Origin of the sequence: Marinobacter antarcticus (assembly GCF_900142385.1) — a bacterium.
In the GTDB taxonomy this organism is placed as follows: domain Bacteria; phylum Pseudomonadota; class Gammaproteobacteria; order Pseudomonadales; family Oleiphilaceae; genus Marinobacter; species Marinobacter antarcticus.
In genome coordinates this window covers 38,204-62,041 of sequence record NZ_FRAQ01000005.1, presented here as the reverse complement: position 1 = coordinate 62,041, position 23,838 = coordinate 38,204, and the positions used below count along the sequence as shown (strand labels likewise).

20 protein-coding genes are annotated in these 23,838 nt (G+C 56.1%); 16 read left to right on the top strand and 4 right to left on the bottom strand.

All coding sequences use genetic code 11. The annotated features are described in order from the left end of the window. Window positions 1–141: 141 nt before the first annotated feature. The 7 genes from aroK (at window position 142) to BUA49_RS16625 (ending at window position 11,043) form a co-directional block, all read left to right on the top strand. On the top strand, window positions 142–708 hold the full coding sequence (gene aroK, locus BUA49_RS16655) for a shikimate kinase AroK (RefSeq protein ID WP_072799637.1): 567 nt from the start codon (window positions 142–144) through the stop codon (window positions 706–708). Further along, the gene (gene aroB / locus BUA49_RS16650) at window positions 701–1,792 is read left to right on the top strand and encodes a 3-dehydroquinate synthase (RefSeq protein ID WP_072799635.1); all 1,092 of its coding nucleotides are present in this window, start codon (window positions 701–703) and stop codon (window positions 1,790–1,792) included. Before aroK ends, aroB begins: the two co-directional genes overlap by 8 nt. Before the next feature lie 40 nt (window positions 1,793–1,832). After that, complete coding sequence (locus tag BUA49_RS16645) at window positions 1,833–3,290, top strand: SPOR domain-containing protein (RefSeq protein ID WP_072799633.1); 1,458 nt, start codon at window positions 1,833–1,835, stop codon at window positions 3,288–3,290. A gap of 221 nt (window positions 3,291–3,511) precedes the next feature. Then, a complete protein-coding gene (gltB, locus tag BUA49_RS16640; RefSeq protein ID WP_072799632.1) occupies window positions 3,512–7,960 on the top strand; it encodes a glutamate synthase large subunit in 4,449 nt (1,482 codons plus the stop codon). 90 nt (window positions 7,961–8,050) lie between these two features. Continuing rightward, a complete protein-coding gene (locus BUA49_RS16635) occupies window positions 8,051–9,469 on the top strand; it encodes an FAD-dependent oxidoreductase (protein ID WP_072799630.1) in 1,419 nt (472 codons plus the stop codon). Window positions 9,470–9,595: 126 nt separating this feature from the next. Further along, a complete protein-coding gene (gene hemE / locus BUA49_RS16630; RefSeq protein ID WP_072799629.1) occupies window positions 9,596–10,663 on the top strand; it encodes a uroporphyrinogen decarboxylase in 1,068 nt (355 codons plus the stop codon). 11 nt (window positions 10,664–10,674) lie between these two features. Further along, on the top strand, window positions 10,675–11,043 hold the full coding sequence (locus BUA49_RS16625) for a PilZ domain-containing protein (RefSeq protein WP_072799627.1): 369 nt from the start codon (window positions 10,675–10,677) through the stop codon (window positions 11,041–11,043). Between the two features lie 56 nt (window positions 11,044–11,099). Here BUA49_RS16625 and radA read toward each other — a convergent pair whose 3' ends face one another. Next, window positions 11,100–12,476, bottom strand: a complete 1,377-nt coding sequence (gene radA, locus BUA49_RS16620; RefSeq protein ID WP_072799626.1) for a DNA repair protein RadA — start codon at window positions 12,474–12,476, stop codon at window positions 11,100–11,102. Next, on the bottom strand, window positions 12,476–14,137 hold the full coding sequence (gene ettA / locus BUA49_RS16615) for an energy-dependent translational throttle protein EttA (protein WP_072799624.1): 1,662 nt from the start codon (window positions 14,135–14,137) through the stop codon (window positions 12,476–12,478). The genes radA and ettA overlap by 1 nt, the downstream gene beginning before the upstream one ends. A gap of 295 nt (window positions 14,138–14,432) precedes the next feature. Between ettA and glyA the strand changes: the two genes are divergently transcribed. From glyA to BUA49_RS16575, 8 genes are all read left to right on the top strand, one after another. Then, entirely contained in the window at window positions 14,433–15,686 is a 1,254-nt protein-coding gene (glyA, locus tag BUA49_RS16610) for a serine hydroxymethyltransferase (RefSeq protein WP_072799622.1), read from the top strand. A gap of 74 nt (window positions 15,687–15,760) precedes the next feature. Then, on the top strand, window positions 15,761–16,279 hold the full coding sequence (gene nrdR, locus BUA49_RS16605) for a transcriptional regulator NrdR (RefSeq protein WP_072799620.1): 519 nt from the start codon (window positions 15,761–15,763) through the stop codon (window positions 16,277–16,279). Beyond that, a complete protein-coding gene (ribD, locus tag BUA49_RS16600) occupies window positions 16,276–17,391 on the top strand; it encodes a bifunctional diaminohydroxyphosphoribosylaminopyrimidine deaminase/5-amino-6-(5-phosphoribosylamino)uracil reductase RibD (protein WP_072799619.1) in 1,116 nt (371 codons plus the stop codon). Before nrdR ends, ribD begins: the two co-directional genes overlap by 4 nt. A gap of 75 nt (window positions 17,392–17,466) precedes the next feature. Beyond that, complete coding sequence (gene ribBA / locus BUA49_RS16595; protein WP_072799617.1) at window positions 17,467–18,582, top strand: bifunctional 3,4-dihydroxy-2-butanone-4-phosphate synthase/GTP cyclohydrolase II; 1,116 nt, start codon at window positions 17,467–17,469, stop codon at window positions 18,580–18,582. 47 nt (window positions 18,583–18,629) lie between these two features. Continuing rightward, window positions 18,630–19,106: a 6,7-dimethyl-8-ribityllumazine synthase gene (ribH, locus tag BUA49_RS16590; RefSeq protein WP_072799616.1), complete on the top strand. Its 477-nt coding sequence runs from the start codon at window positions 18,630–18,632 to the stop codon at window positions 19,104–19,106. Then, window positions 19,106–19,582, top strand: coding sequence for a transcription antitermination factor NusB (gene nusB / locus BUA49_RS16585; protein WP_072799614.1), 477 nt, complete (start codon window positions 19,106–19,108; stop codon window positions 19,580–19,582). The genes ribH and nusB overlap by 1 nt, the downstream gene beginning before the upstream one ends. Before the next feature lie 3 nt (window positions 19,583–19,585). After that, on the top strand, window positions 19,586–20,542 hold the full coding sequence (gene thiL / locus BUA49_RS16580; protein ID WP_072799612.1) for a thiamine-phosphate kinase: 957 nt from the start codon (window positions 19,586–19,588) through the stop codon (window positions 20,540–20,542). Next, the gene (locus tag BUA49_RS16575) at window positions 20,539–21,066 is read left to right on the top strand and encodes a phosphatidylglycerophosphatase A family protein (protein ID WP_072799610.1); all 528 of its coding nucleotides are present in this window, start codon (window positions 20,539–20,541) and stop codon (window positions 21,064–21,066) included. The genes thiL and BUA49_RS16575 overlap by 4 nt, the downstream gene beginning before the upstream one ends. A 49-nt stretch (window positions 21,067–21,115) precedes the next feature. Here the strand turns inward: BUA49_RS16575 and BUA49_RS18120 are convergent, their stop codons facing one another. Further along, window positions 21,116–21,319: a DUF6316 family protein gene (locus BUA49_RS18120; protein ID WP_072799609.1), complete on the bottom strand. Its 204-nt coding sequence runs from the start codon at window positions 21,317–21,319 to the stop codon at window positions 21,116–21,118. Between the two features lie 320 nt (window positions 21,320–21,639). Between BUA49_RS18120 and BUA49_RS16565 the strand changes: the two genes are divergently transcribed. Further along, window positions 21,640–22,278: a DUF2057 family protein gene (locus tag BUA49_RS16565; RefSeq protein ID WP_407656720.1), complete on the top strand. Its 639-nt coding sequence runs from the start codon at window positions 21,640–21,642 to the stop codon at window positions 22,276–22,278. Window positions 22,279–22,306: 28 nt separating this feature from the next. Here the strand turns inward: BUA49_RS16565 and BUA49_RS16560 are convergent, their stop codons facing one another. After that, window positions 22,307–23,836 (bottom strand): WS/DGAT/MGAT family O-acyltransferase, encoded by a 1,530-nt coding sequence (locus BUA49_RS16560; RefSeq protein WP_072799606.1) that lies wholly within the window; start codon window positions 23,834–23,836, stop codon window positions 22,307–22,309. Between the last annotated feature and the right edge of the window lie 2 nt (window positions 23,837–23,838).

Genomic DNA, 23,838 nt, shown 5'->3' with positions numbered 1-23,838 from the left:
GATCGGATAAAAAAGCCGCCGCGTTAAACCGGCGGCTTTTTTGTGCCTGCAGATCAGGCAGGGCTCAAGCTCAAGCTCAAGCTTATGCAATCTGCAGCCCTGTGATATTCTCACCCGCCTGAACACTATTGAGCGGAAGTTATGTCTTTGCCCAAACGCGTAGTCCTGGTTGGCCCCATGGGCGCCGGTAAAAGTACAATTGGCCGGATGCTTGCCCGGGAGTTGGGGTATCGATTCCTTGATTCTGACCGAATCATTGAGGAGCGCTGTGGGGCAAATATTCCCTGGATATTCGATGTTGAAGGCGAGAGCGGGTTCAGGCAGCGTGAAACAGCCATGCTAGGGGAGTTGTCTGTTGAGCCTGAAACAGTTCTGGCGACCGGTGGAGGTGCGGTTATGTGTACCGAAAATCACCCGCTGCTGAAAAAAGATGCGTTGGTGATCTACCTGAGAACATCGATAGAACAACAGGTGGAACGCACGTGCAAGGATCGCAATCGGCCATTGCTGCAGAACGATGACCCCGAAGGCGTTTTACGCCGGCTGTTTGCAGTCAGGGATCCACTATACACCGAACTAGCCGATATTATTATGCATACAGATCGCAAGAGCCCCCGCCTTGTAGTGCGCCAGCTCGTTAATCGCATAAACCCCAAGACACCGCGACAACAAAGACAGGTGCGAAAGGAAGGCCGCAACCATGTATAACCTGCTCCACGAACTTCCGGTTGATCTGGGAGACCGAAGTTACCCCATCATGATCGGCGAAGGCATGCTGGGTGAGTATGATCTTTCCGGTTACGTTGGTGGTTCTCAGGTGATGATTGTCACCAACGATGTGGTTGGTCCTTTGTACCTGGAGCAGGCCAGAGACTGTTTCCCCGGCAAGAGCGTGGATACCGTTGTGCTGCCGGATGGAGAAAAGCACAAAGACTGGCAAACGCTGAATTTGATTTTTGATGCTCTGCTGGAAAAGCGGCACACTCGTAAAACGACGCTCGTGGCTCTGGGTGGAGGTGTTGTTGGTGACATGACAGGGTTTGCTGCTGCGTCTTATCAACGCGGCGTGCCGTTTATTCAGATACCGACTACTCTTTTATCCCAGGTCGACTCCTCTGTGGGGGGAAAAACAGGTATCAACCATCCGCTTGGGAAAAACATGATCGGTGCTTTCCACCAGCCCGAAGCCGTCCTGATCGATACAGATACACTTCAGTCCCTGCCGCCGAGAGAAGTTTCTGCCGGGCTTGCAGAAGTCATCAAGTATGGCCTGATCCGGGATGCGGCTTTTCTAGATTGGTTGGAACAGGCGATTGACCCGCTGGTAGCCCGTGATAATCAGGCTCTGGCGGAAGCCATATTCCGTTCATGCGCCTGCAAGGCGGATGTTGTTGCCCAGGATGAACGCGAGAATGGGCTCAGAGCCACGCTGAACCTTGGTCACACATTTGGCCATGCCATGGAGACGTTTGCCGGTTATGGTAACTGGCTGCATGGTGAGGCAGTCGGAACTGGTATGATAATGGCTGCCGATCTGTCTGCACGGGAAGGGTCAATCAGCCAGGATGATTATGATCGCATCGTGCGGATTGTTAGCAGGGCCAGCCTGCCTGCTTGGCCTCCGACGAATATGACGCCTGCCGATTTCATGAACCTTATGGCCGTTGACAAGAAAAATGTCGATGGACGGTTAAGGCTGGTATTACTTCGTTCTGTTGGGGATGCGGTAGTTACGTCTGACGCATCTCCGGAAAACCTCGCGGCAACGCTGAAGGCATTCTGTCGACAGTAATGCTGAGAAGAGGTTGTAAATTGAACCGCAGGGATCCTTTGTGACTGACGACAGCTTCAACAGCCTGGATGGTGGAGGGTTGTTCCCCAGATTGCAGCAGCGGTACGGTCTGAGAGACAACCCTCTGGAAATGGAGACGCCGTTCTTCCCGGATGGTATGCGCCATCATGCACTGGAAGCACTTCGCCATCTTTGTGGGTTTGGCGATATGGCGCTGCTGCTCACCGGCGCACTGGGTTCGGGCAGGAGCCGCCTGTTGGCTGAGTTGGTGCGCAGCGAGTCATCAAGGCTGGGGTTTCATCGCCTGTCTGCCGCCGCGATGACAAGCTCAAATGCACTTGCAAGAGATCTTAAGCAGGTTGCCCGTTCGGGCGCCAGCCCGGATGATAATTCGTGTGAAGCCGTGTATCGCTTTTTCCGGTGGTCTGAAGGTCGGGTGGCTAAGGGGCAGCGAATGGTGTTGCTCATCGATGATGCTGATCGTGCATCTCCTGAGCTTCTCAGGCTGATCCTTGACGGCTTTCTGGCTGCTGATCGTGCCAAGGCAGCGGTTCCGGTATTTGCCGGTGAAGACCGTCTCGTCGCGCTTCTGGGGCTTGAGGAGTCATCGGTATCTATTCATCAGATTCATTTGCGCCCGCTTACCAGGGAAGAGGTGTTCTCCTATCTTGAGCCGCGCGTCCACAAGGCGGGCGGCAAGGTGAACGAGCTCCTGAGCCCCGCTCGACTGGCGAGAATACACGACCTCAGCCAAGGCAGCTTTTCCCGGCTGAAGAGAGTGACGCCCGGTATCTGGCTGGACATCGTTTCTGATGCTTCGAAGCCGAAGCGCTTGCGAGGTGTCAGTTTTAAGCAGCTCCGCCTGCCCGCACTGGCACTCTTGCTTTTGAGTGGGTCCTGGTGGTTTGTCTCCCAGCAGTACGATGAGACCGTGGCTATGGAGCAGCAGACCCTTCCTGAACCTGATCGAGTCCGCAAAAGTATTACCATCGGCCCCCATATACCAGAAGAAGATGTGCCGGAAGATGAAGTGCCAGACGAATTGCCCCCGCCATTGACAGAACCTTCGCCCTCAGCGGATCCTGTTTCTGAGCCTGTTTCTGAGCCTGTTTCTGAGCCTGTTTCTGAGCCTGTTTCTGAGCCTGTTTCTGAGCCTGTTTCTGAGCCTGTTTCTGAGCCTGTTTCTGAGCCTGAGCCTGACTTTGCGCCGGCAAATGCGAGCAAGTATGTAGATATCGGGCAGTTGCGCAGCCGAAGTAAAGGCTGGACGATTCAGCTGGTAGCCGGAAACCTGGAGCAGACAGCGCTCAACGTTATTTCCCGCTACCCATCTCTGGATGAGATGGTCTATACGTTGGGAGAGCGTAAGAACGAGCCTTGGTTTATGGTGTTCTATGGAACCTATTCGTCAAAGGACGAAGCCCAAAAAGCGGCATCCCGGCTTCCTGACTCACTGGTTTCTCGCTCTCCTTGGGTGCGCACAACCGAAGGTTTGTGACGGATATCCAAATGCGAAATAGTCTCTTGTAACCCCTTGTTTCGTATCCCTAAAAGTCCTGAGTCTCGGGAGTTATCCCCCGGGAAAAGTGCCAAATCTGTTTGAGTACGTATTTGTACGTGTGTAGAATGATCACCCCATTTTTTTAATGTCGGTTGGGTTTTGCGCTATTTTGGTGCGCAAGCCGCTGATTAAAAGCATTTACTTGCAAGAGAGCACTTATGAAGTCAGGTTTGTATCATCCCGACGAATTCAAAGATAACTGCGGGTTTGGACTGATCGCCCACATGAAAGGCGATGCCAGCCATAAGTTGTTACAGACGGCCATCGAGTCGCTCACGTGCATGACTCACCGGGGTGGTATTGCGGCAGATGGAAAAACCGGTGACGGTTGCGGTCTGCTTATTCAAAGCCCTGACGCTTTCCTGAAAAAAGTAGCAAAAACGGCGTTTGGCAAAGAGCCCGGTAAGCTGTTTGCGGTAGGTCAGGTTTTTCTCAACCCGGATTCGGGCAAAGCCGCCAGCGGTCGTGCCGCTCTTGAAAAGCGCCTGGTCGACCAAGGGTTGGAAATCATGGGCTGGCGTGAAGTGCCGGTTGATGACGGCTGCCTGGGGCCAATGGCTCTGGACTGCATGCCACGGATAGAGCAGGTGTTTGTAACGCCAGCAGCCAAGTCGGAACAGGAATTTGCCATTAGCCTGTTCATTGGGCGTCGCCATGCTGAACGTGATATGGCGGATGACCCTGAGTTCTATGTCTGCAGTCTCTCCCACCGCACACTCGCCTACAAAGGCCTTATGATGCCGGCGGATCTGGCGAATTTTTACAGCGATCTGGGCGATCCCGATTTCGCCACTGCCATTTGCGTGTTCCACCAGCGTTTCTCCACTAACACCATGCCCCGTTGGCCATTGGCCCAGCCGTTCCGCTACCTGGCACATAACGGCGAAATAAACACCATCGACGGCAACCGTAACTGGGCCATTGCCCGGGCTGCCAAGTTCAGTTCCCCGGATCTGCCCGATCTGCAAACCCTGCAGCCTCTGGTTAACCTGGCAGGCTCCGACTCCTCGAGCATGGATAACATGCTGGAAATCCTGCTGGCAGGTGGTGTGGATCTGTTCCGCGCGGCGCGGATGATGATTCCGCCGGCCTGGCAGAATGTCGACACCATGGATTCTGAGCTCCGGGCGTTCTACGAATTCAATTCCATGCATATGGAGCCTTGGGACGGCCCCGCCGGCCTGGTTATGTCGGATGGTCGTTACGCAGTCTGCATGCTGGATCGCAACGGTCTGAGACCGGCGCGCTGGGTGGTTACCAAGGATGATTTCATTACTCTGGCGTCGGAGATCGGCACCTACGGTTATCAGCCAGCGGACGTGGTCGCAAAGGGCCGTGTCGGGCCGGGGCAGATGCTGGCTATTGATACCGAATCCGGCGAGGTGCTGCACACCCGGGATATCGATCAGCGGCTTAAAACTGCAAAACCCTACAAGCGCTGGCTGCGTGAAAATGCGCTGCGAGTGGAAACAACGCTGAACCAGGATATGCCCGATTTCCGGCTGATGGATGCGGATGAACTGCTGGTGCACCAGAAGATGTTTATGGTGTCCTACGAGGAGCGCGATCAGATTCTGCGTCCTCTTGCGGAAAATGCCCAGGAAGCAGTTGGCTCCATGGGGGACGACACACCTATGGCCGTGCTGTCCAGCAAGGTGCGTCATGTCGCGGACTATTTCCGTCAGAAGTTTGCTCAGGTAACCAATCCGGCGATTGACCCACTGCGGGAAGCGATCGTGATGTCGCTGGAAACCTGCCTGGGGGCAGAGCGTAACGTCTTTGAGGAAACCGCAGAGCACGCCAACAGGATCATTCTCACAACACCGGTTCTGTCACCGGCCAAATTCCTGCGCATTGCCAATAATGACCGCCCGGGTTTTAAGGTGGCCCGGATTTCCCTGGGTTATGTTCCGGAGCAGGGGCTTGAGCAGGCCATTCGTCAAGTTTGTGATGAGGCCGAGCAGGCTGTTCGCAGTGGCAAAGTGTTGCTGGTTCTCTCAGACAAGGACCTTAAGCAGGGCGAACTCCCTGTAAGCTCGCTGATGGCAACCGGGGCGGTTCACCATCATCTGGTGGCAAACGGTTTGCGCTGTGATTCCAACATCATCGTGGAGACCGGCTGGGCCAGGGATCCTCATCACTTTGCTGTGCTGTTTGGCTTTGGCGCCACTGCGGTCTATCCGTATCTGGCCTATCAGGTGCTGAACGATCTGATCCGCACCGGCGAATTGCTGATTGATCCTATTGATGCGAAGAACAACTACCGCAAGGGTATCAACAAGGGGCTGCTGAAAATCCTGTCGAAGATGGGTATCTCTACGATTACCTCCTATCGTGGAGCCCAGCTCTTTGAGGCCATTGGCCTTGCAGATGACGTTGCCAATCTGTGCTTCAAGGGTGTGCCATGTCGCATTCAGGGTGCCGGTTTTTTTGATTTCCAGGAAGATCAGGAGCAACTTGCGTCCATCGCTTGGAAGCCACGCAAGCAGATTTCCCCGGGCGGCTTGCTGAAATATATCCATGGTCAGGAATACCATGCTTTTAATCCCGATGTGGTGGGTAAGCTGCAGGAGGCGGTTACCACAGGTGATTACGGTTATTACAAAGAATACGCCGCGCTGGTAAATGAGCGCCCGGTGGCCACGCTGAGGGATTTGCTCGGCTTCCGCGAGGGTATTGAGGCTGTTGGGATTTCTGAGGTTGAACCAGTCGAACAGATCTTTAGTCGATTTGACTCCGCGGCCATGTCCTTGGGCGCTCTTTCGCCGGAGGCCCATGAGGCGCTGGCGGTTGCAATGAATACGCTTGGTGGCCGCTCCAATTCCGGTGAGGGTGGCGAGGATCCAGCGCGCTACGGCACCGAAAAGCGATCCAAAATCAAGCAAGTAGCTTCTGGTCGCTTTGGTGTCACCGCAGAATACCTGCGCAGTGCCGATGTCATGCAGATCAAGGTTGCCCAAGGCGCCAAGCCGGGTGAGGGTGGTCAGTTGCCTGGAGGCAAGGTGAATGAGCTGATCGCGCGCTTGCGCTACTCGGTGCCGGGGGTAACCCTGATTTCGCCGCCGCCACACCATGATATCTATTCGATTGAAGACCTGGCGCAGCTGATCTTTGATCTCAAGCAGGTCAACCCGCAAGCCCTGGTCTCGGTAAAGCTGGTCTCTGAGCCCGGTGTCGGCACGATTGCAGCGGGTGTGGCAAAGGCTTATGCCGACCTTATTACGGTCTCTGGTTACGATGGCGGTACGGCTGCAAGCCCGCTGACATCCATTCGCTACGCAGGCTCGCCCTGGGAGCTTGGATTGACCGAGACTCAGCAGGCGCTGCGTGCCAATGATTTACGTGGAAAAATCCGCCTGCAAACGGATGGCGGCATCAAAACCGGTTTGGATGTGGTGAAAGCGGCCATTCTAGGGGCCGAGAGTTTTGGTTTTGGTACCACGCCCATGGTGGCGCTGGGCTGCAAGTACCTGCGGATCTGCCACCTGAACAACTGCGCAACCGGCGTCGCAACCCAGAATGAGCACCTCCGTGAAGAACACTTCAAAGGTACGGTGGAAATGGCCATGAACTTCTTCCGTTTTGTGGCTGAAGAAACCCGTGAATGGATGGCCAAGCTGGGAGTTCGCAGCCTGGAAGAGCTCGTTGGGCGTGTCGATCTTCTCGTGCGTCTGCCGGGTGACACGGAGCGCCAGAAAAAACTGGATCTGACGCGGCTGTTGTCCAACGATCATATTCCGGCTGACAAGCCTCAGACTTGCCAGGTTGAGCGCAATCTGCCGTTCGATCAGGGTTTGCTGGCGGAAGAAATGCTCACGGCAATCGCGCCTGCTATCGAAGGCAAAACCGGAGGCGCATGGAACTACCGGGTGACCAACTGTGATCGTTCAATCGGTGCCCGTCTTTCCGGCGAGATTGCTGCGAAGCACGGAAACCAGGGTATGGCCGATGCTCCGATCACGCTGGATCTTGTGGGTACCGCCGGCCAGAGTTTTGGTGTCTGGAACGTAGGCGGGTTGAACCTGATTCTCGAAGGCGATGCCAATGACTATGTCGGCAAGGGCATGACCGGCGGCAAGCTGGTAGTCAAGCCGCCCCGTGGCAGTGCCTTTAATACCCAGGAAACCGCGATTATTGGCAACACCTGCCTGTATGGGGCCACCGGTGGCAAGTTGTTTGCGGCAGGCACGGCCGGCGAGCGCTTCGCCGTCCGCAACTCTGGCGCCCACTCGGTCGTTGAAGGTGTTGGTGATCACTGTTGTGAGTATATGACCGGCGGGTTGGTGACTGTGCTGGGTTCTACCGGGTCAAACTTTGGTGCCGGTATGACCGGAGGGTTCGCCTATGTACTGGATGTGGATAACACGTTTGTAGACAAATACAACCACGAACTGGTGGAAATTCAGCGTATTTCCCGCGAAGAAATGGAGGCTTATCGCAACCACCTGCGCAGTGTGATTCGGGAGCATATCTCGGAAACCGGCAGTGTCTGGGCTGAGCATATCCTTGAAGATTTCGACGACTACATCGGCCGATTCTGGCTGGTGAAACCCAAAGCTGCCAATTTGCGCAGCCTGTTGGCAAATACCCGTGCGCGCCCTGAATAAGCTCAGTGCGTTGAGTTTGGTTACTTGCGAGGGTTCAGGGTTGCCAGTACGAGCAGCCCTTGTCGATATTGAGCTGATGAGAGCGCCAACATGAAAGAACGACTTAGTAACGATTTTCAGTTTGTGGAAGTAGGGCGGGTAGACCCGAAGAAAGTCCCCGCGAAGAAGCGCAAAAAAGAATTTGGCGAAATCTATCGGCCCTATACAGCCGATAACGCATCGTCCCAGTCCCACCGCTGCCTGGAATGCGGTAACCCTTATTGTGAATGGAAGTGCCCGGTGCACAACTACATTCCCAACTGGCTGAAGCTGGTTTCTGAAGGCAATATCATGAAAGCTGTCGAGTTGTGTCATCAGACCAACTCGCTGCCTGAAGTGTGCGGCAGGGTCTGCCCGCAAGACAGGTTATGTGAGGGCGCCTGCACCCTTAACGACGGCTTCGGCGCCGTTACCATTGGTTCGGTTGAAAAGTACATCACCGATACGGCCTTCGCCCTGGGCTGGAAGCCAGACGTGTCAGCGGTCAAATGGACGGACAAAAAAGTGGCGGTTATCGGCGCGGGCCCTGCGGGTCTTGGCTGCGCCGATGTGCTGGTTCGCAACGGCGTAAAGCCGGTAGTGTTTGATATCTACCCGGAGATTGGTGGCCTGCTGACATTCGGCATTCCCGAATTCAAGCTGGAAAAATCCGTGATGACCCGGCGGCGCCAGGTGTTTGAGGAAATGGGCGTCGAGTTCCGTTTGTCCACCGAGGTGGGTAAAGACGTTCAACTACAGGATATCCTCGAAGAGTATGATGCGGTGTTCATGGGCATGGGGACCTACACCTACATGAAGGGCGGCTTTCCGGGCGAAGACCTACCTGGGGTCTATGATGCGCTGCCGTTTCTGGTGTCCAACGTTAACCGTCGGCTTGGCTTTGAAAAAGACGCGGCTGATTTCATCAATATGAAAGGCAAACGCGTGGTGGTGCTGGGTGGTGGTGATACCGCCATGGACTGCAATCGCACGTCTATTCGCCAGCAGGCAGAGAGTGTGGCCTGCGCCTATCGTCGCGACGAAGCCAATATGCCGGGTTCACGTCGCGAGGTGTCGAATGCCAGGGAAGAGGGCGTGAAATTCCTGTTCAATCGCCAGCCCATAGCCATTATCGGTGAGGATAAGGTTGAAGGTGTGAAAGTGGTATCAACGGAGCTTGGCGAGCCGGATGAAAACGGCCGTCGCCGGCCCGAGGTGATTCCGGGCAGCGAGGAAGTTATACCTGCAGATGCCGTATTGGTCGCGTTCGGCTTCCGCCCGAGCCCGGCTGAATGGTTTGACGAACTTGCGATCACCACTGACGATTCCGGCCGGGTAACCGCCCCGGAAGAGGCGCAATACGGCTTCCAGACCAGCAACCCGAAGATCTTCGCGGGTGGCGATATGGTTCGGGGCTCGGATCTTGTTGTTACCGCGATCTGGGAAGGCCGCCAGGCGGCTGAGGGCATCATGGATTATCTGGATATCTGACAAACCGTTTGATCCGGATTGGCAGGGCGGCTTACTAAGGGTAAGCCGCCCTTTTTTATTGTGGCAAACGGGGTATCATTGCTCCCGTTCCATTAAGACCATCTGAGAGACAAAGTTGGAATCCCTATGACCGAGCTGAAGAATGACCGCTTACTGCGCGCCCTGATGCGCCAGCCTGTTGATCGTACCCCGGTATGGATGATGCGCCAGGCCGGCCGTTATCTGCCCGAGTATCGCGCTACCCGGGAGAAAGCAGGTGACTTTCTCAGCTTGTGCAAGAACACGCCTCTGGCATGCGAAGTAACCCTCCAGCCTCTCGAACGCTTTCCGTTGGATGCCGCGATTCTGTTCTCGGATATTCTTACCATTCCGGATGCCCTGGGTCTCGGGCTATACTTTGAAGCCGGTGAAGGCCCCAAGTTCAAGCACACCATTCGTTCCAAAGCGGATGTTGATGCGCTGCCGAACATTAAGGCAGAAGTAGACCTTGATTATGTGATGAACGCCGTTTCCACCATCCGGAGCGCGCTCAATGGCAGAGTTCCCCTGATCGGCTTCTCCGGTAGCCCCTGGACGCTGGCAACCTATATGGTCGAAGGCGGTTCCTCCAAGGACTTCCGCGAGGCCAAAAAACTCATGTACAGCCAACCGGAGGTCATGCACAGCTTGCTGGATCACCTCGCTGATGCGGTAATCGATTACCTCAACGGCCAGATCAAGGCAGGCGCCCAGGCGATTCAGATTTTTGATACCTGGGGTGGCGTACTGAGCAGTTGGGCGTATGAAGAGTTTTCTCTTCGCTACATGAAGAAGATTGTTGATAACCTGATCCGCGAGAATGATGGACGCCATGTCCCAGTGATCCTGTTCACCAAAAATGGCGGCCAGTGGCTTGAGTCAATCGCGGATTCGGGGGCTGATGCCGTTGGTCTGGACTGGACAACGGATATCGGCGATGCTCGCGCACGCGTGGGTGATCGTGTTGCCTTGCAGGGCAATATGGACCCAACTATGCTTTATGCTCCGCCGGCTCGTATTCGTGAGGAAGTGGGTGACATCCTGCGTCGCTATGGCTCTGGCCCCGGCCATATTTTCAACCTTGGCCACGGCATTACTCCGGATGTGGATCCCGAGCACGCCAAAGCGTTCATCGAGGCTGTTGTTGAGCTGAGCCCCGAGTACCATCAGCAATAAAGGAGCAGCCCGTGCCCGCCAAAGCCACAGAAAAACGGAAGTTCCATCGCATAAGCTTCGACGCCCCATGTGAGCTGCATGCCCTTGAAAGGCTGTGGACAACAGAGGTGCTGGATATTTCCTTGAAAGGTGTTCTGGTCAAGCGGCCGGAAGGGTGGGATGTGCCGTTGAACCAACCCTGTGAGGTGGTCGTTCATCTGGATGGACAGCAGGCCGGGATTGTTATGGCGGTCGAGTTAAAGCACGTCGAGGCACACAGGCTCGGCTTTAAATGCCAGTACATCGACCTGGAAAGCGCCACACACCTGAAGCGTCTGGTTGAGTTGAACCTTGGGGATCAGGTTCTTCTTGATCGGGAGTTCGCTCATCTCATTGATTAGCAAACTATAGAGCTTTTTCTGACAGGCTGCCGTAGCCGGCAGCCTGGGGTTCAAGTCTAAAGCTCCTCCAATGCCGTAATCGCCTCACTGAGTTTGGTCACAGGAATCACTTTCATTCCCGCAATAGGCTTGCGGGGAGCATTGGCTTTGGGGACCAGAGCGCGAGTAAAGCCATGCTTCGCGGCCTCGTTAATCCGCTCCTGACCGCTGGGCACCGGCCGAATCTCCCCTGATAACCCGACCTCCCCGAAAATCACCAGATTCTGGGGCAGGGCACGATCACGGAATGAAGACACAATCGCAGCCAGAAGAGCCAAGTCAGCGCTGGTCTCGTTGACCTTCACGCCACCCACAACGTTCACAAACACATCCTGATCCGACACATGCAAACCGCCGTGACGGTGCAACACGGCCAAAAGCATCGCCAGACGGTTCTGATCCAGGCCAACAGCCACTCGCCGCGGGTATCCGCCCTGGGCCATGTCCACCAACGCCTGAATTTCTACCAGCATGGGCCGGGTGCCTTCCCAGACCACCATAACCACACTGCCCGGAGCTGCTTCTTCGCCGCGGTTCAGAAAAATCGCACTGGGGTTTTTAACTTCCTTCAGGCCCTGCTCCAGCATGGCAAATACGCCTAACTCATTCACCGCCCCAAAGCGGTTCTTGATACCGCGTAAAGTGCGGTAACGGCTGTCACTGGAGCCTTCCAGCAGGATAGAGCAGTCGATCATATGCTCCAGTACCTTCGGGCCGGCAAGGCTGCCGTCCTTGGTGACGTGGCCAACCAGAAACAGAATGGTGCCTGTCTGCTTGGCAAAGCGGGTCAGAAACGCTGCGCTTTCGCGAACCTGGGTAACCGAGCCCGGAGCGGATTCGCTGTCCGCCACGTGCATCACTTGAATACTGTCCACCACCAGGATCCGTGGTTCTTCCGCTTCCGCAACCTGCATGACCCGCTCGACACTGGTCTCAGAAAGCATTTTCAGATCTTTGGTGGGCAGGCCCAGGCGTTTGGCGCGCATGGCGACCTGCTGCAGGGATTCCTCACCGGTCACGTAGAGTGCGGGAACGCTGGCAGCCAGGTGGCATACAGCCTGAAGCAGCAAGGTACTCTTGCCGGCACCGGGATGACCTCCCATCAGCACGGCGGAACCTTCCACAAGGCCGCCACCAAGAACCCTGTCGAACTCCTGCATGCCGGTGCTGATGCGCTCCTGCTCGGCGAGGCTTACCTCGTCCAGGCTCTGCACGGCCGACAGGCTGCCCGCAAAACCTTCAAAGCGGACACCACGAGCACCTTTGGTATTACTACTGACGCCACGGACTTCGCTGATGGTGTTCCAGGTCTGGCAGGCCGTACACTGGCCCTGCCATTTGGAATAGTCTGCACCACACTCGGTGCAGACATAGGCGGTTTTAGCTTTTGCCATCAGGCCAGCTTCTTGTACTTCATGCGCTTGGGCACCATCGCCGAATCCCCTTTGCGCTTCTTGTGGTCTTCGTCGTAGTCGCTGAAGTTGCCTTCGTAGTAGATCACCTCGCCGTCATCCTCAAATGCCAGAATGTGCGTGGCTACGCGGTCAAGGAACCAGCGGTCGTGCGAGATAACCATGGCAGAGCCGGGGAAGTTCAGCAGGGCTTCTTCCAGGGCACGCAGGGTTTCCACATCCAGATCGTTGGTAGGTTCGTCCAGCAGCAGTACGTTGCCGCCTTCCTTCAGCAGTGCTGCCAGGTGCAGGCGGTTTCGCTCACCACCAGACAGGTCGCCTACGCGCTTTTGCTGGTCTGCGCCTTTGAAGTTAAAGCGGCCTGCATAGGCTCTCGATGGGGTTTCGTAGTTGCCGACCTTAATGATGTCCTGGCCTTCACTAAGCAGTTCCCAGACGGTTTTTGATCCGTCCAGATCGCGACTCTGATCGACATAGGCCAGCTTGACTGTTTCACCCACCGTGATGGTGCCGGAGTTGGGCTGGTCCTGGCCGACGATCATGCGGAACAGGGTAGATTTACCTGCACCGTTGCCACCGATGATGCCGACGATAGCGCCCGGCGGTACGGTGAAGGAAACATCTTCATAGAGCAGATGATCACCAAAAGCTTTGCTGATGCCTTCTACTTCGATGACCTTGTCACCAAGACGGGGCCCGGGTGGAATATAGAGTTCGTTGGTTTCATTGCGCTTCTGGAAGTCCTGCGAGCTCATTTCTTCGAAGCGGGCAAGGCGGGCTTTGCTCTTGGATTGCCGGCCCTTGGCGTTGCTGCGCACCCACTCCAGTTCCTGCTTAACGGCCTTCTGGTGCGAGGCTTCCTGCTTGGCTTCGGTGGTCAGGCGCTGTTCCTTGTTTTCCAGCCACTGGCTATAGTTGCCTTCAAACGGAATACCCTGGCCGCGGTCCAGTTCCAGAATCCAGCCCGCAACGTTGTCGAGGAAGTAGCGGTCGTGGGTGATGGCAACCACTGTGCCTTCGTAATCGTGCAGGAAGCGCTCCAGCCAGGCTACGGATTCGGCGTCCAGATGGTTGGTAGGCTCGTCCAGCAGCAGCATGTCCGGGCCGGAAAGCAGCAGGCGGCACAGGGCTACCCGGCGACGCTCACCACCGGACAGGTTTTTCACCGGCTGATCCCAGGCGGGCAGGCGCAGGGCGTCGGCGGCTACTTCCATTTTGCGTTCGATGTCGTGACCATCGGTGGCCTGAATCAGAGCTTCAAGTTTGCCCTGTTTTTTGGCCAGGGCGTCGAAATCCGCATCCGGCTCAGCGTAGTCGGAGTAAACCTGATCCAGTTCGGCCAAGGCGTTGTGAACCTCCGCCACGGCCTCATCAACAACTTCCTTAACAGTTTTGCTGTCGTCCAGCTCCGGTTCCTGGGGCAGATAACCTACATTGATGCCGGGTTGGGGACGGGCTTCGCCGATGTAATCCTGATCCAGGCCCGCCATAATTCGTAAAAGGGTGGATTTGCCGGAACCGTTAAGGCCAAGTACGCCGATCTTGGCGCCCGGGAAGAAGCTCAGGGAAATATCCTTGAGAATTTCGCGCTTGGGCGGAACCACCTTGCCCACGCGGTTCATGCTGTATACGTACTGGGCCATAATAGCATTACCCTCTTTAAAAACGAGATGTGAAAAGGTTTCGGAGGCGCGTTTGGCCAGCGCCTCACTGAACCTTGTAATTAGGATTGGTAATTGGGCTTGTAAGGTATCGAAACCTTGGAGCTATAGCAATTTCAGGAAAACGGAAGATATCTGCATGGTGGTATCTGCGAACCGCATAAAGGGTGATTTTTAACCCATTAATGGGCTAGAATAGCGGCCCGAATTTTCAGGGATTCCGGGGGCTATTTCCAAGACTCTCCGGGTCAGCCAAGCACACAGGGGCAGCGCATCGATGTTTAATCGTGATATGAAAATCGCCGGTTTCGACGACGAACTCTGGAACGCCATGCAGGCGGAAAGCAAGCGTCAGGAGGCTCATATTGAGCTGATTGCATCCGAGAACTACACCAGTCCGCGGGTCATGGAAGCTCAGGGCAGTGACCTTACTAACAAGTACGCTGAGGGTTATCCCGGCAAGCGCTACTATGGAGGCTGCGAGTTTGTAGACATCGCTGAGCAACTGGCGATTGATCGCGCCAAAGAGCTGTTTGGTGCCGCCTACGCTAATGTACAGCCGCATTCCGGCTCACAGGCGAACTCGGCCGTCTTCATGGCTCTGGTAAAGCCAGGTGATACGGTTCTGGGGATGAGCCTGGCCCACGGTGGTCATCTGACCCACGGTGCCAGTGTGAACTTTTCCGGCAAGATCTATAACGCAGTGCAGTATGGTATCAACACCGATACTGGCCTGATTGATTACGATGAGCTGGAAGCCCTGGCGGTTGAGCACAAGCCGAAGATGATCATTGCCGGTTTCTCTGCGTACTCCCAGGAACTGGACTTTGCCCGTTTCCGCGCCATTGCTGACAAGGTCGATGCCTATCTGTTTGTAGACATGGCCCACGTGGCCGGTCTTGTCGCCGCTGGTGTGTATCCTGACCCTATGCCCCACGCGCATGTGGTAACTACCACCACGCACAAAACACTGCGAGGCCCCCGTGGTGGCCTGATTCTGGCCTGTGACGACGAAGCGCTGCACAAGAAGCTGAACTCTGCAGTATTCCCGGGCGGGCAGGGTGGTCCGTTGATGCATGTGATTGCCGCCAAGGCAATCTGCTTTAAAGAAGCCATGAGCGACGAGTTCAAGACCTACCAGCAGCAGGTGGTCAAGAACGCTTCTGCCATGGCTGATGTATTTGTTGATCGCGGCTACGACGTGGTTTCCGGCGGCACCAAGAACCATTTGTTCCTGGTAAGCCTGATCAAACAGGACATTACGGGTAAGGATGCAGATGCCGCCTTGGGGCGTGCACACATTACGGTGAACAAGAACGCGGTTCCCAACGATCCACGCTCGCCGTTTGTGACCTCCGGTCTGCGCCTCGGCACACCCGCCATCACCACCCGTGGTTTTGGTGAGGAAGAATGCCGTGAGCTGGCAGGCTGGATCTGCGATATCCTTGACAATCTGGAAGACGAAGCCGTAATCAACCGCGTTCGCGAGCAGGCTGAAGCCCTGTGCGCGCGTTTCCCGGTATACGGCTAAGCGTCTGGTAAGACCTGCCAGGCAGGGCGCGTACCAACCCGCGCTGCCCGGCTTTCTCTTCGGAGTTCCTGACTATGCATTGTCCTTTCTGTGGTGAAGCAGATACCAAAGTTATTGACTCGCGTCTTGTGGCCGAGGGCGATCAGGTACGCCGCCGCAGAGAGTGCCTTTCCTGTCGTGAGCGCTTTACTACGTTTGAGTCGGCCGAGCTGGTGATGCCCAGAGTGGTTAAGCAGGACGGCATCCGGCAGCCTTTTGATGAAGAGAAGCTGCGCTCAGGGATCATGAAGGCTCTGGAAAAGCGCCCGGTGAGTATCGAGCAGATCGATGCGGCGCTGAATCGTATCAAATACCGTCTGCGGGCGACCGGTGAGCGTGAGGTTAAGTCCATGCAGCTGGGTGAAGAGGTAATGACCGAGCTACGTCAGCTCGACAAAGTTGCCTACGTCCGGTTTGCTTCCGTTTATCGCAGCTTTCAGGATATCAACGAATTCAAGGAAGAAATCGAGAGACTCTCGGCCACCAATGGCGAGGCGGCGGTTGATGTCGCGAAAGCGCTGGCGGATACCCGCGCCCCTGAAGGAAAAAAATGACCGAGCTCCGGGAACGGTCCATGATGGCCCGGGCCGTGCAGCTTGCATGGCGGGGCCGCTATTCAACGCATCCCAACCCGCGGGTTGGCTGCGTAATAGCTCGTGGTGACAAGATTCTGGGCGAAGGCTGGCATGAACGCGCCGGAGAGGCCCATGCGGAAACCCGCGCACTCAGCCAGGCCGGCCCGGCTGCCCGTGGTGCCACCGCTTATGTCACACTCGAACCCTGTAGTCATTTTGGCCGCACGCCGCCTTGCGCGCGGGCGCTGATTGATGCGGGTGTGTCGCGCGTCTTTGCAGCCACTAAAGATCCGAATCCATCGGTCTCTGGAAGGGGGCTGGAGATGCTCCGTGAAGCCGGTATCAGAGTCAGAGAAGGGCTTTTGGCAGATGAAGCGGCGCGCCTGAACCCCGGGTTCATGAAGCGCATGAATACCGGCCGCCCCTGGGTTCGGCTCAAGATGGCTGCCAGCCTGGATGGCCGCACCGCCATGGCCTCGGGTGAAAGCCAGTGGATCACCGGTGATGAAGCCCGCCGCGATGTTCAGCGGCTAAGGGCTGTCAGTGATGCCATTCTTACCGGTGTAGGAACGGTGCTTGCAGACGACCCCTCCTTAACCGTTCGCCGTGAAGAGCTCGGGGATATAGGTGATGCCACCGAGCCATCCCGGCAGCCGTTGCGAGTGATCGCCGACAGGGACGCGAGAACGCCTCCCTCCGCGACCATTCTGCGCGGCGGCAAGGTTCAGGTGTTTTGCGCCTCGTCCACACTTGCAACGGCGCCGGCACAGGATCTTGCGGCATTGGGAATTCGCCTGGCCGGCGTTGCCTGGAAAGATAACGGCATTGATGTCTCCGAGCTTTTGGATTCGCTTGGGGGAATGGGCATTAATGAGCTGCTGGTGGAAGCCGGACCAACGCTGGCAGGCACTTTTATCAGTGAACAACTGGTAGACGAACTCTGGCTTTACCAGGCTCCGATATTCCTGGGCAGTACCGGCCGGCCGACGGCGCATCTCCCGCTGGAGAGTATGGCTGACAAGATCGAATGGATCGTACAGGACCGGCGACAGGTAGGAGAAGACCAACGTCTGATCCTGGTTCGCCGCTAAACGTTTAAATTCACAGTGTGTCCCAAGGTTGCTGCCTGAGGCGGCAATGGGTGCATTGAAAGGATGCGAAACAGTATGGCACTGAACAGCGTTGAAGAAATCATCGAGGACATCCGCCAGGGCAAGATGGTTATCCTGATGGATGATGAAGACCGGGAAAACGAAGGTGACCTGGTGATGGCAGCGGAGCATTGCTCTGCCGAAGCCATTAACTTCATGGCCCGTTTTGGCCGCGGCCTCATCTGCATGCCCATGACCCGTGACCGCTGCGAACAGCTGGGCCTGCCGCTAATGGTTCAGCAGAACGCCTCCGGTTTTGGTACCAAGTTTACGCTCTCCATCGAAGCGGCTACGGGCGTGACCACCGGAATTTCGGCGGCGGACCGCGCCCGCACTGTGCAGGCAGCGGTAGCCCGCAATGCCAAGGTGTCGGACCTGGTTCAGCCCGGGCATATTTTCCCGCTTATGTCTGATCCGGGTGGTGTGCTTAGCCGCGCCGGCCACACAGAAGCATCCTGTGATCTGGCGGCACTTGCAGACTGTGAGCCAGCGGGCGTTATCTGTGAAATCATGAACGACGATGGTTCCATGGCGCGGCGGGAAGATCTTGAGCGTTTTGCCGAAGAGCACGACCTGAAGATCGGCACCATTGCTGACCTGATTCACTATCGTACCCTGCATGAGCGTACCGTCGAGTGTGTTGAAGAAAATCAGCTCGATACCGAATACGGCGTGTTCAAGCTACGCACCTATAAGGATATTATTCAGGGTTCTACGCATCTGGCCATGATATTTGGCGAGATTCCGGTGGATGACCCGGTGTTGGTGCGTGTTCACATTACCGATACCCTCCGGGACCTGCTGGGCGCCCGTCGCAAGGATTCCCGTAGCTGGCCGTTGCACCATGCGCTTGAGAAAGTCGCAGCGGAAGGCAGTGGCGTCGTGGTTCTGCTGAACAGCGCTGAGGACAGCTATAATCTGGAAGACCGCATTCAGGAGTTTTTTGATCAGGGGCAGGGGCCCGCTGGCAAGGGTAGTTCCGGTGTGTATTTCACCGTAGGCACCGGCTCCCAGATTCTGCGGGACATTGGCGTAAGCAAAATGCGTCTGCTGAGCCCGCCTGTAAAATACTCGGCAATTTCCGGATTTGATCTGGAAGTCGTTGAGTACATTCCCTATACCCCAGACTGATAAACCAGGTTGCAGCACTGCGGCTGCGGCCCGAGAAGGAGCCACCGATGGCAGATATCAAAGTAATTGAAGGTGATTTTACCCAGTGCAGCGGCCGCTATGCGCTGGTGGTTGGCCGTTTTAACGGTTTTGTGGTGGAAAGTCTGGTAAGCGGTGCGGTCGATACCCTGCGCCGCCACGGTATTGCCGACAGCGACATCACTCTGGTGCGAGTGCCTGGGGCTTATGAAATGCCATTGGCCGTGAAGCGCGTTGCAGAAACTGGTGGTTACGACGCCATCATTGCTCTGGGTGCCGTTATTCGTGGTGGAACTCCGCACTTTGAATACGTGGCAGGCGAAGCTGCCAGTGGCCTCGGTGCGGTGAGCCTGGAAACAGACGTGCCGGTGACCTTTGGTGTGCTGACCGTAGATTCTATCGAACAGGCAATCGAGCGCTCCGGCACCAAAGCCGGCAACAAAGGCGCTGAAGCGGCTATCACAGCGCTGGAAATGGTCAGCCTGTTCAAAAAGCTGGGTGAGTAATGAGCGACACTGAAGATACAACATCCCGCCCGGCGCCATCAGGCCAGCCAAAAGCTGGCGATCGCCGTCGTGCCCGGATTCTGGCAATGCAGGGGCTTTATCAGCGCCACTTTACCAAGAGCCCGATTTCGGATATCGAAGCCGAGTTCATGGTCGACAACGACATGACCAAGGTCGATACCCTGTACTTCCGTGATGTCCTGCGCGGCGTCCATCGCGAGCAGGCAGAACTCGATAAGCTGATTGAGCCATTTCTTGATCGACCGTTGCATGAGGTCGACCCCGTGGAGCTTGCCATTGTTCGCGTGGGCGCCTATGAGTTGCGGTATCGCCTGGATGTGCCTTACAAAGTGGTGATCAACGAAGGCATAGAGCTGGCAAAGAGATTCGGTGGCACAGAGGGGCACAAGTTCGTTAACAGTGTGCTCGACAAGCTGGGCCGCCGTTTGCGCCTCGCCGAGATCCGTCCGCGCTGACCGATGGGTGAATTTGAGCTGATCCGGCAGTATTTTATGCCGTTAGCCCGTTTGCACGGCCCCCACTCACTCCTTGTGGGGCCGGGCGACGACTGTGCCATCCAGCAAGTTCCCTCCGGTTCTGACCTGGTTTTTTCTATTGATACGCTGGTTGTGGGTGTGCATTTCCCCCTCAGCTATCGCCCTGATTATCTTGGCTGGAGATCGCTTGCGGTGGCCGCCAGCGATCTTGCCGCAATGGGTGCTGATCCAACCTGCTTTACTCTTGCTCTGACTTTGCCCGAGGCTGACGAGGTCTGGTTGCGTGACTTTGCTTTCGGGCTTGGAAAGGCTGCGGAGTCTTTCGGGCTAGTGCTTGCCGGTGGTGACACAACCCGCGGTCCTCTGGCTTTGAGTTTGCAGGTACACGGTCTGGTCCCACATGGGGCTGCCATCCGTCGTTCCGGTGCCAGGCCAGGTGATCTGATTGTGGTATCCGGCACCCTGGGTGATGCCGGCGCTGCATTGGACTACCTCGAAGCACTGAGCCCCTCCACGGATGAGGAGTTTGTGCTTGAGCGCTACCATCATCCTGAGCCGAGACTGACGCTGGGCGTAGCCCTGAGGAGCCTCGCGACTGCCGCTATTGATGTATCCGACGGTTTGCTGGCAGACCTTGGCCATATCCTTGAAGCTTCCTCGGTCGGCGCGAGTATTGAGCGTGCCCGGTTGCCAGTGTCGCCTGCACTCAAACGTTTAAAAGGCCTTGCTGCCCAGGATTATGCTCTGCACTCCGGAGATGACTACGAGCTTTGTGCGACCATTCCTGAGGCAAGCTGGGCTGGGGCGCCTTCGTCACTGAAGCAGCAGCTCACGGTTATCGGCGTGATTGAGTCGGCGCGGGGTTTGCGTCTTGATGGCGCTGCTGTAGGGTCAGAAGCTGATGCCGTGGGGTTTGACCATTTCAGGAGAAAATCATGAGCCAGGAAGATCAGTGGCCGGAGCCGGATTTACCTCAGGCTATTCTGCCGCCGGGGTTTCTGAAAAATCCTGTACACCTTCTAGCCTTCGGGTTTGGTAGCGGTGCCGCGCCCCGCGCTCCGGGAACCTGGGGCAGCCTGGCGGCGATTCCTTTATGGTACGGATTTGCCTGGTTGCCACCGGTTGCCTATTGGTTTGTTGTTGGGATGGCGTTCGTGGTGGGTATCTGGTTGTGCGGAAAAACAGCCGCTGACCTGAAGGTGCACGACCATGGCGGGATAGTATGGGATGAGTTTGTAGGGATGTGGATTACGCTGGGGCTCTTCCCTGAGCATATCTATGGTGTGTTGCTGGCGTTTCTGATTTTCAGATTTTTCGATGTTCTCAAGCCTTGGCCCATCAATTGGCTGGATGAGCGGTTGCCTGGCGGGCTAGGGATCATGGTGGACGACGTGGTTGCGGGTGTTATGGCACTGCTGTGCCTGTTCGCAATTGATGTCTGGCTGATGCCTTACATCCTTTAGAAAGAGGCTTGCCGGGTACTTCAGAAGTGCTTGGTGCTTTGATGGGCGTTTAGTGTACCTGCTGTTCTTCCGGAAGCATCCTGACCACGTGCAGGAAGCGTTTTAGCCCGATTTCAGCTCGATCTCTGGAAGCAAAAGGTCCGCTGTCGAAACCCTCCCGAGTCGTGAAATACCATTTGTTTCCAACGCAGAAAAACCGACTGCTACGAAAGGGGATGCGTCCTCCTTCTCCTGATCTGATCTGGGTATTCATAGCCAGCTCCTGTGCCCTTGCTTCGTGTCTGTATTCCGGGCGCTGCATGATTGATGAACGTTTGTTTAAAATTAATACAAATCCTGGGAAATTCAACATATTTTGACAATTATATAACCGCTCATGCGGCCTGACCGTGCTCTGCGCTCTTTTGCGTATCCGGTTGCCCTATGCTGCTGCTGTGTTCAGAATACACGATAACTGGCTGCATCCTTCGCCCGTCCAAGCCTCATCCGAATCGTAAAGGAGATAAAATGAGTATCAGTCATGTTTTACGTGTTAGCAGGTTTAAGTTGAGCCATTCCAGCCGATGGTTGCAGATGGGGCGGGCGTTACTTCCAGCGGTGCTCCTCTCTGTATTGGTGGGCTGCTCATCGGCGGTTACCAAGCTTGAGACCTGGGAGGGCAACCCGGCCACTGCGGTGAATGCGTCTACGCTGAAAGCGCCTGGTGCTATTCATGTAAGCCGGGTTAATGGACGTGCCATGAGCAACTATCTGATGGATGACCTGGCGTTGGATTATGCGCTGCTTCCGGGTGAGAACGAGGTTGTATTCACTTATAAAACCATCTGGGCCAAAGCCGGAGTTGTGAAAAATGGTGAGTCGAAGGTTCACGTGATCGAGAGTGAACCACAGGTCGTGCGATTTGAGGCGAGTCCCAATGAGACGTATCGATTTGAATTCGACAAGCCGGAGTCCCGTCGGCAGGCAGAACAGGTGATTCCGGAGTTCTCTGCGGCAATTGTGGGGGCTGATGGTAAGGTGCTCGCCCAATCTTCAAAGTGGTCGCCCGCAGATAGCACTTTGGCAGCGCGAACGCCTGTGCTGGGTGATCAGGCTGCTAATGACGAAGCCTGGTCCAATGATGGTATAAGTTCGCTGAGCCGCTTAAAAGCCGTCTGGGCAACCGCTACGGATGAAGAGAAAAAAGCATTCCTGCGCTGGGCGTTCGAGTAGTCGCCCGGCGCTGGCGCTGCGTCAGCCATTATCGCCTGAAGCGGCCCGTAAGCTTCTTCAGCGCGCTTTCCAGTAAGCTTATTGTATCGTCAAGCAGTGTCTGGTTCCGGGTTTCTATGAGAGGCGTGTGCATCTCCTCCGGATCCAGATCGCCGGCGGCTTCCTCGATGGCTTCCAGGCTTTCACAGACATGGTTCCGGAGCGAATCGCCCTGGGCCACGACATCGGGGCAGATGGTAAAGTTGAGTGTCAGGCTGCCCTGATAGCTCACGGCAACAATAACCAGCCCCATGCTGTCGAACAGCGGTGCGGCATTATATTGCTGCGCCAGTTTCGCGCCCTGCAAGTACAGGGGCACTTGGGGGCCGGGCACGTTGGTAATGGGCAGGTTGAACACAGGCCGATAGCGCTGGGCAATCTGCAGCTCCGAATACAGCCGTGCTGACAATGCCAACATGCTTGAAGGTAAAAGCTCTGTGAGCCGGTCTGCCGCGATGGCTTCCCGGTATGGCTCTGAGGCCACCGCGTTCCAGTGAATCCTGCGAATGCGCCGGGCCGGATCGGATTCGTTAGTGGCAAGGTCCAGCAGCATGGCAGACATCTGGTTTCCGGTGGTTCTGCGCAGAGTGCTTGAGCGCACCGAGATGGGAGTCATGGCAATCAGAGACTGGCCCGTGTCTGCCCCCTGCTCGCCAAGATATCGTCGTAGTGTTTCCGCGCAAAGCCCCAGCACCACATCATTAAGTGTGACATCACCCAGTGCCGCCTTGATCGCTTTGAGGCGGGATAATTCAATGTTGGCGGATACGATTTTGCGATTGGCCGTGATCTGCCGGTTGAATGGGCTGTGAGGTGCGGAAAACAAGGGAAATGGCAGGGGGATTTTTAGCAGCTGCTTCTGGATCAGCCCCCGGGCAGTTGTCTCCGCAGCGCCTGCTGCCAGCGAGGCGAATCGCCAGGGTGCGCGCAGGATGTTGGTAGCGGCCTGGATCATTACCCGTTCTTCTGAAGGCTCTGGACGCGGTTGCCAGGGGCGTGGCGCGCTGATCCGTTGCGGTTCCGGCGTGTACTCCAGCAGTTTGCCGATGATTTCCTCGCCACTGAAGGCATCAATGGCTGCATGATGTAGTTTGACGATGAGTGCGAAGCCTTCTTTTCCATCTTTCTCTTCGCCCAGCCGAAAACCATCCACGAAGGTTATGTGCCAAAGCGGGCGATCCCGCTTCAGAGGCTCTTCGAGAATCCTCGATGCAAGCGTCATCAGGCTGGCTTCCCGGCTGTTTTCGCCAAGGCTTACATAGGCCAGGTGCCTTTCAATGCTGAAATCAGGATCATCAATCCAGTATGGCCGGCCCAGACGAAGGGGTATTTCCTTCAGGCGCTGGCGGAAAACGGGCACTACGTGAAGACGGCTCCGCAGATAAGCAACAAAGGTACTGAACGCCAGAGGCGTTTCCCGCTCGCTGGCATCGAAGAGGTAGATGCTACCGATATGCATCGGCGCGATCTCGGATTCGAGGTATAGGAAGGAAGCGTCCAGTTCGGATAGCTGCCGCATCA

Excerpts from the sequence above, each read along its gene's own strand:
- nusB (WP_072799614.1), top strand. The coding sequence starts at position 19,106 with ATGAGCGACACTGAAGATACAACATCCCGCCCGGCGCCATCAGGCCAG.
- BUA49_RS16560 (WP_072799606.1), bottom strand. The coding sequence starts at position 23,836 with ATGCGGCAGCTATCCGAACTGGACGCTTCCTTCCTATACCTCGAATCC.
- ribBA (WP_072799617.1), top strand. The coding sequence starts at position 17,467 with ATGGCACTGAACAGCGTTGAAGAAATCATCGAGGACATCCGCCAGGGC.
- glyA (WP_072799622.1), top strand. The coding sequence starts at position 14,433 with ATGTTTAATCGTGATATGAAAATCGCCGGTTTCGACGACGAACTCTGG.
- ribD (WP_072799619.1), top strand. The coding sequence starts at position 16,276 with ATGACCGAGCTCCGGGAACGGTCCATGATGGCCCGGGCCGTGCAGCTT.
- hemE (WP_072799629.1), top strand. The coding sequence starts at position 9,596 with ATGACCGAGCTGAAGAATGACCGCTTACTGCGCGCCCTGATGCGCCAG.
- BUA49_RS16575 (WP_072799610.1), top strand. The coding sequence starts at position 20,539 with ATGAGCCAGGAAGATCAGTGGCCGGAGCCGGATTTACCTCAGGCTATT.
- aroK (WP_072799637.1), top strand. The coding sequence starts at position 142 with ATGTCTTTGCCCAAACGCGTAGTCCTGGTTGGCCCCATGGGCGCCGGT.
- radA (WP_072799626.1), bottom strand. The coding sequence starts at position 12,476 with ATGGCAAAAGCTAAAACCGCCTATGTCTGCACCGAGTGTGGTGCAGAC.
- thiL (WP_072799612.1), top strand. The coding sequence starts at position 19,586 with ATGGGTGAATTTGAGCTGATCCGGCAGTATTTTATGCCGTTAGCCCGT.
- ribH (WP_072799616.1), top strand. The coding sequence starts at position 18,630 with ATGGCAGATATCAAAGTAATTGAAGGTGATTTTACCCAGTGCAGCGGC.
- gltB (WP_072799632.1), top strand. The coding sequence starts at position 3,512 with ATGAAGTCAGGTTTGTATCATCCCGACGAATTCAAAGATAACTGCGGG.
- nrdR (WP_072799620.1), top strand. The coding sequence starts at position 15,761 with ATGCATTGTCCTTTCTGTGGTGAAGCAGATACCAAAGTTATTGACTCG.
- ettA (WP_072799624.1), bottom strand. The coding sequence starts at position 14,137 with ATGGCCCAGTACGTATACAGCATGAACCGCGTGGGCAAGGTGGTTCCG.
- aroB (WP_072799635.1), top strand. The coding sequence starts at position 701 with ATGTATAACCTGCTCCACGAACTTCCGGTTGATCTGGGAGACCGAAGT.
- BUA49_RS16565 (WP_407656720.1), top strand. The coding sequence starts at position 21,640 with ATGGGGCGGGCGTTACTTCCAGCGGTGCTCCTCTCTGTATTGGTGGGC.
- BUA49_RS18120 (WP_072799609.1), bottom strand. The coding sequence starts at position 21,319 with ATGAATACCCAGATCAGATCAGGAGAAGGAGGACGCATCCCCTTTCGT.
- BUA49_RS16635 (WP_072799630.1), top strand. The coding sequence starts at position 8,051 with ATGAAAGAACGACTTAGTAACGATTTTCAGTTTGTGGAAGTAGGGCGG.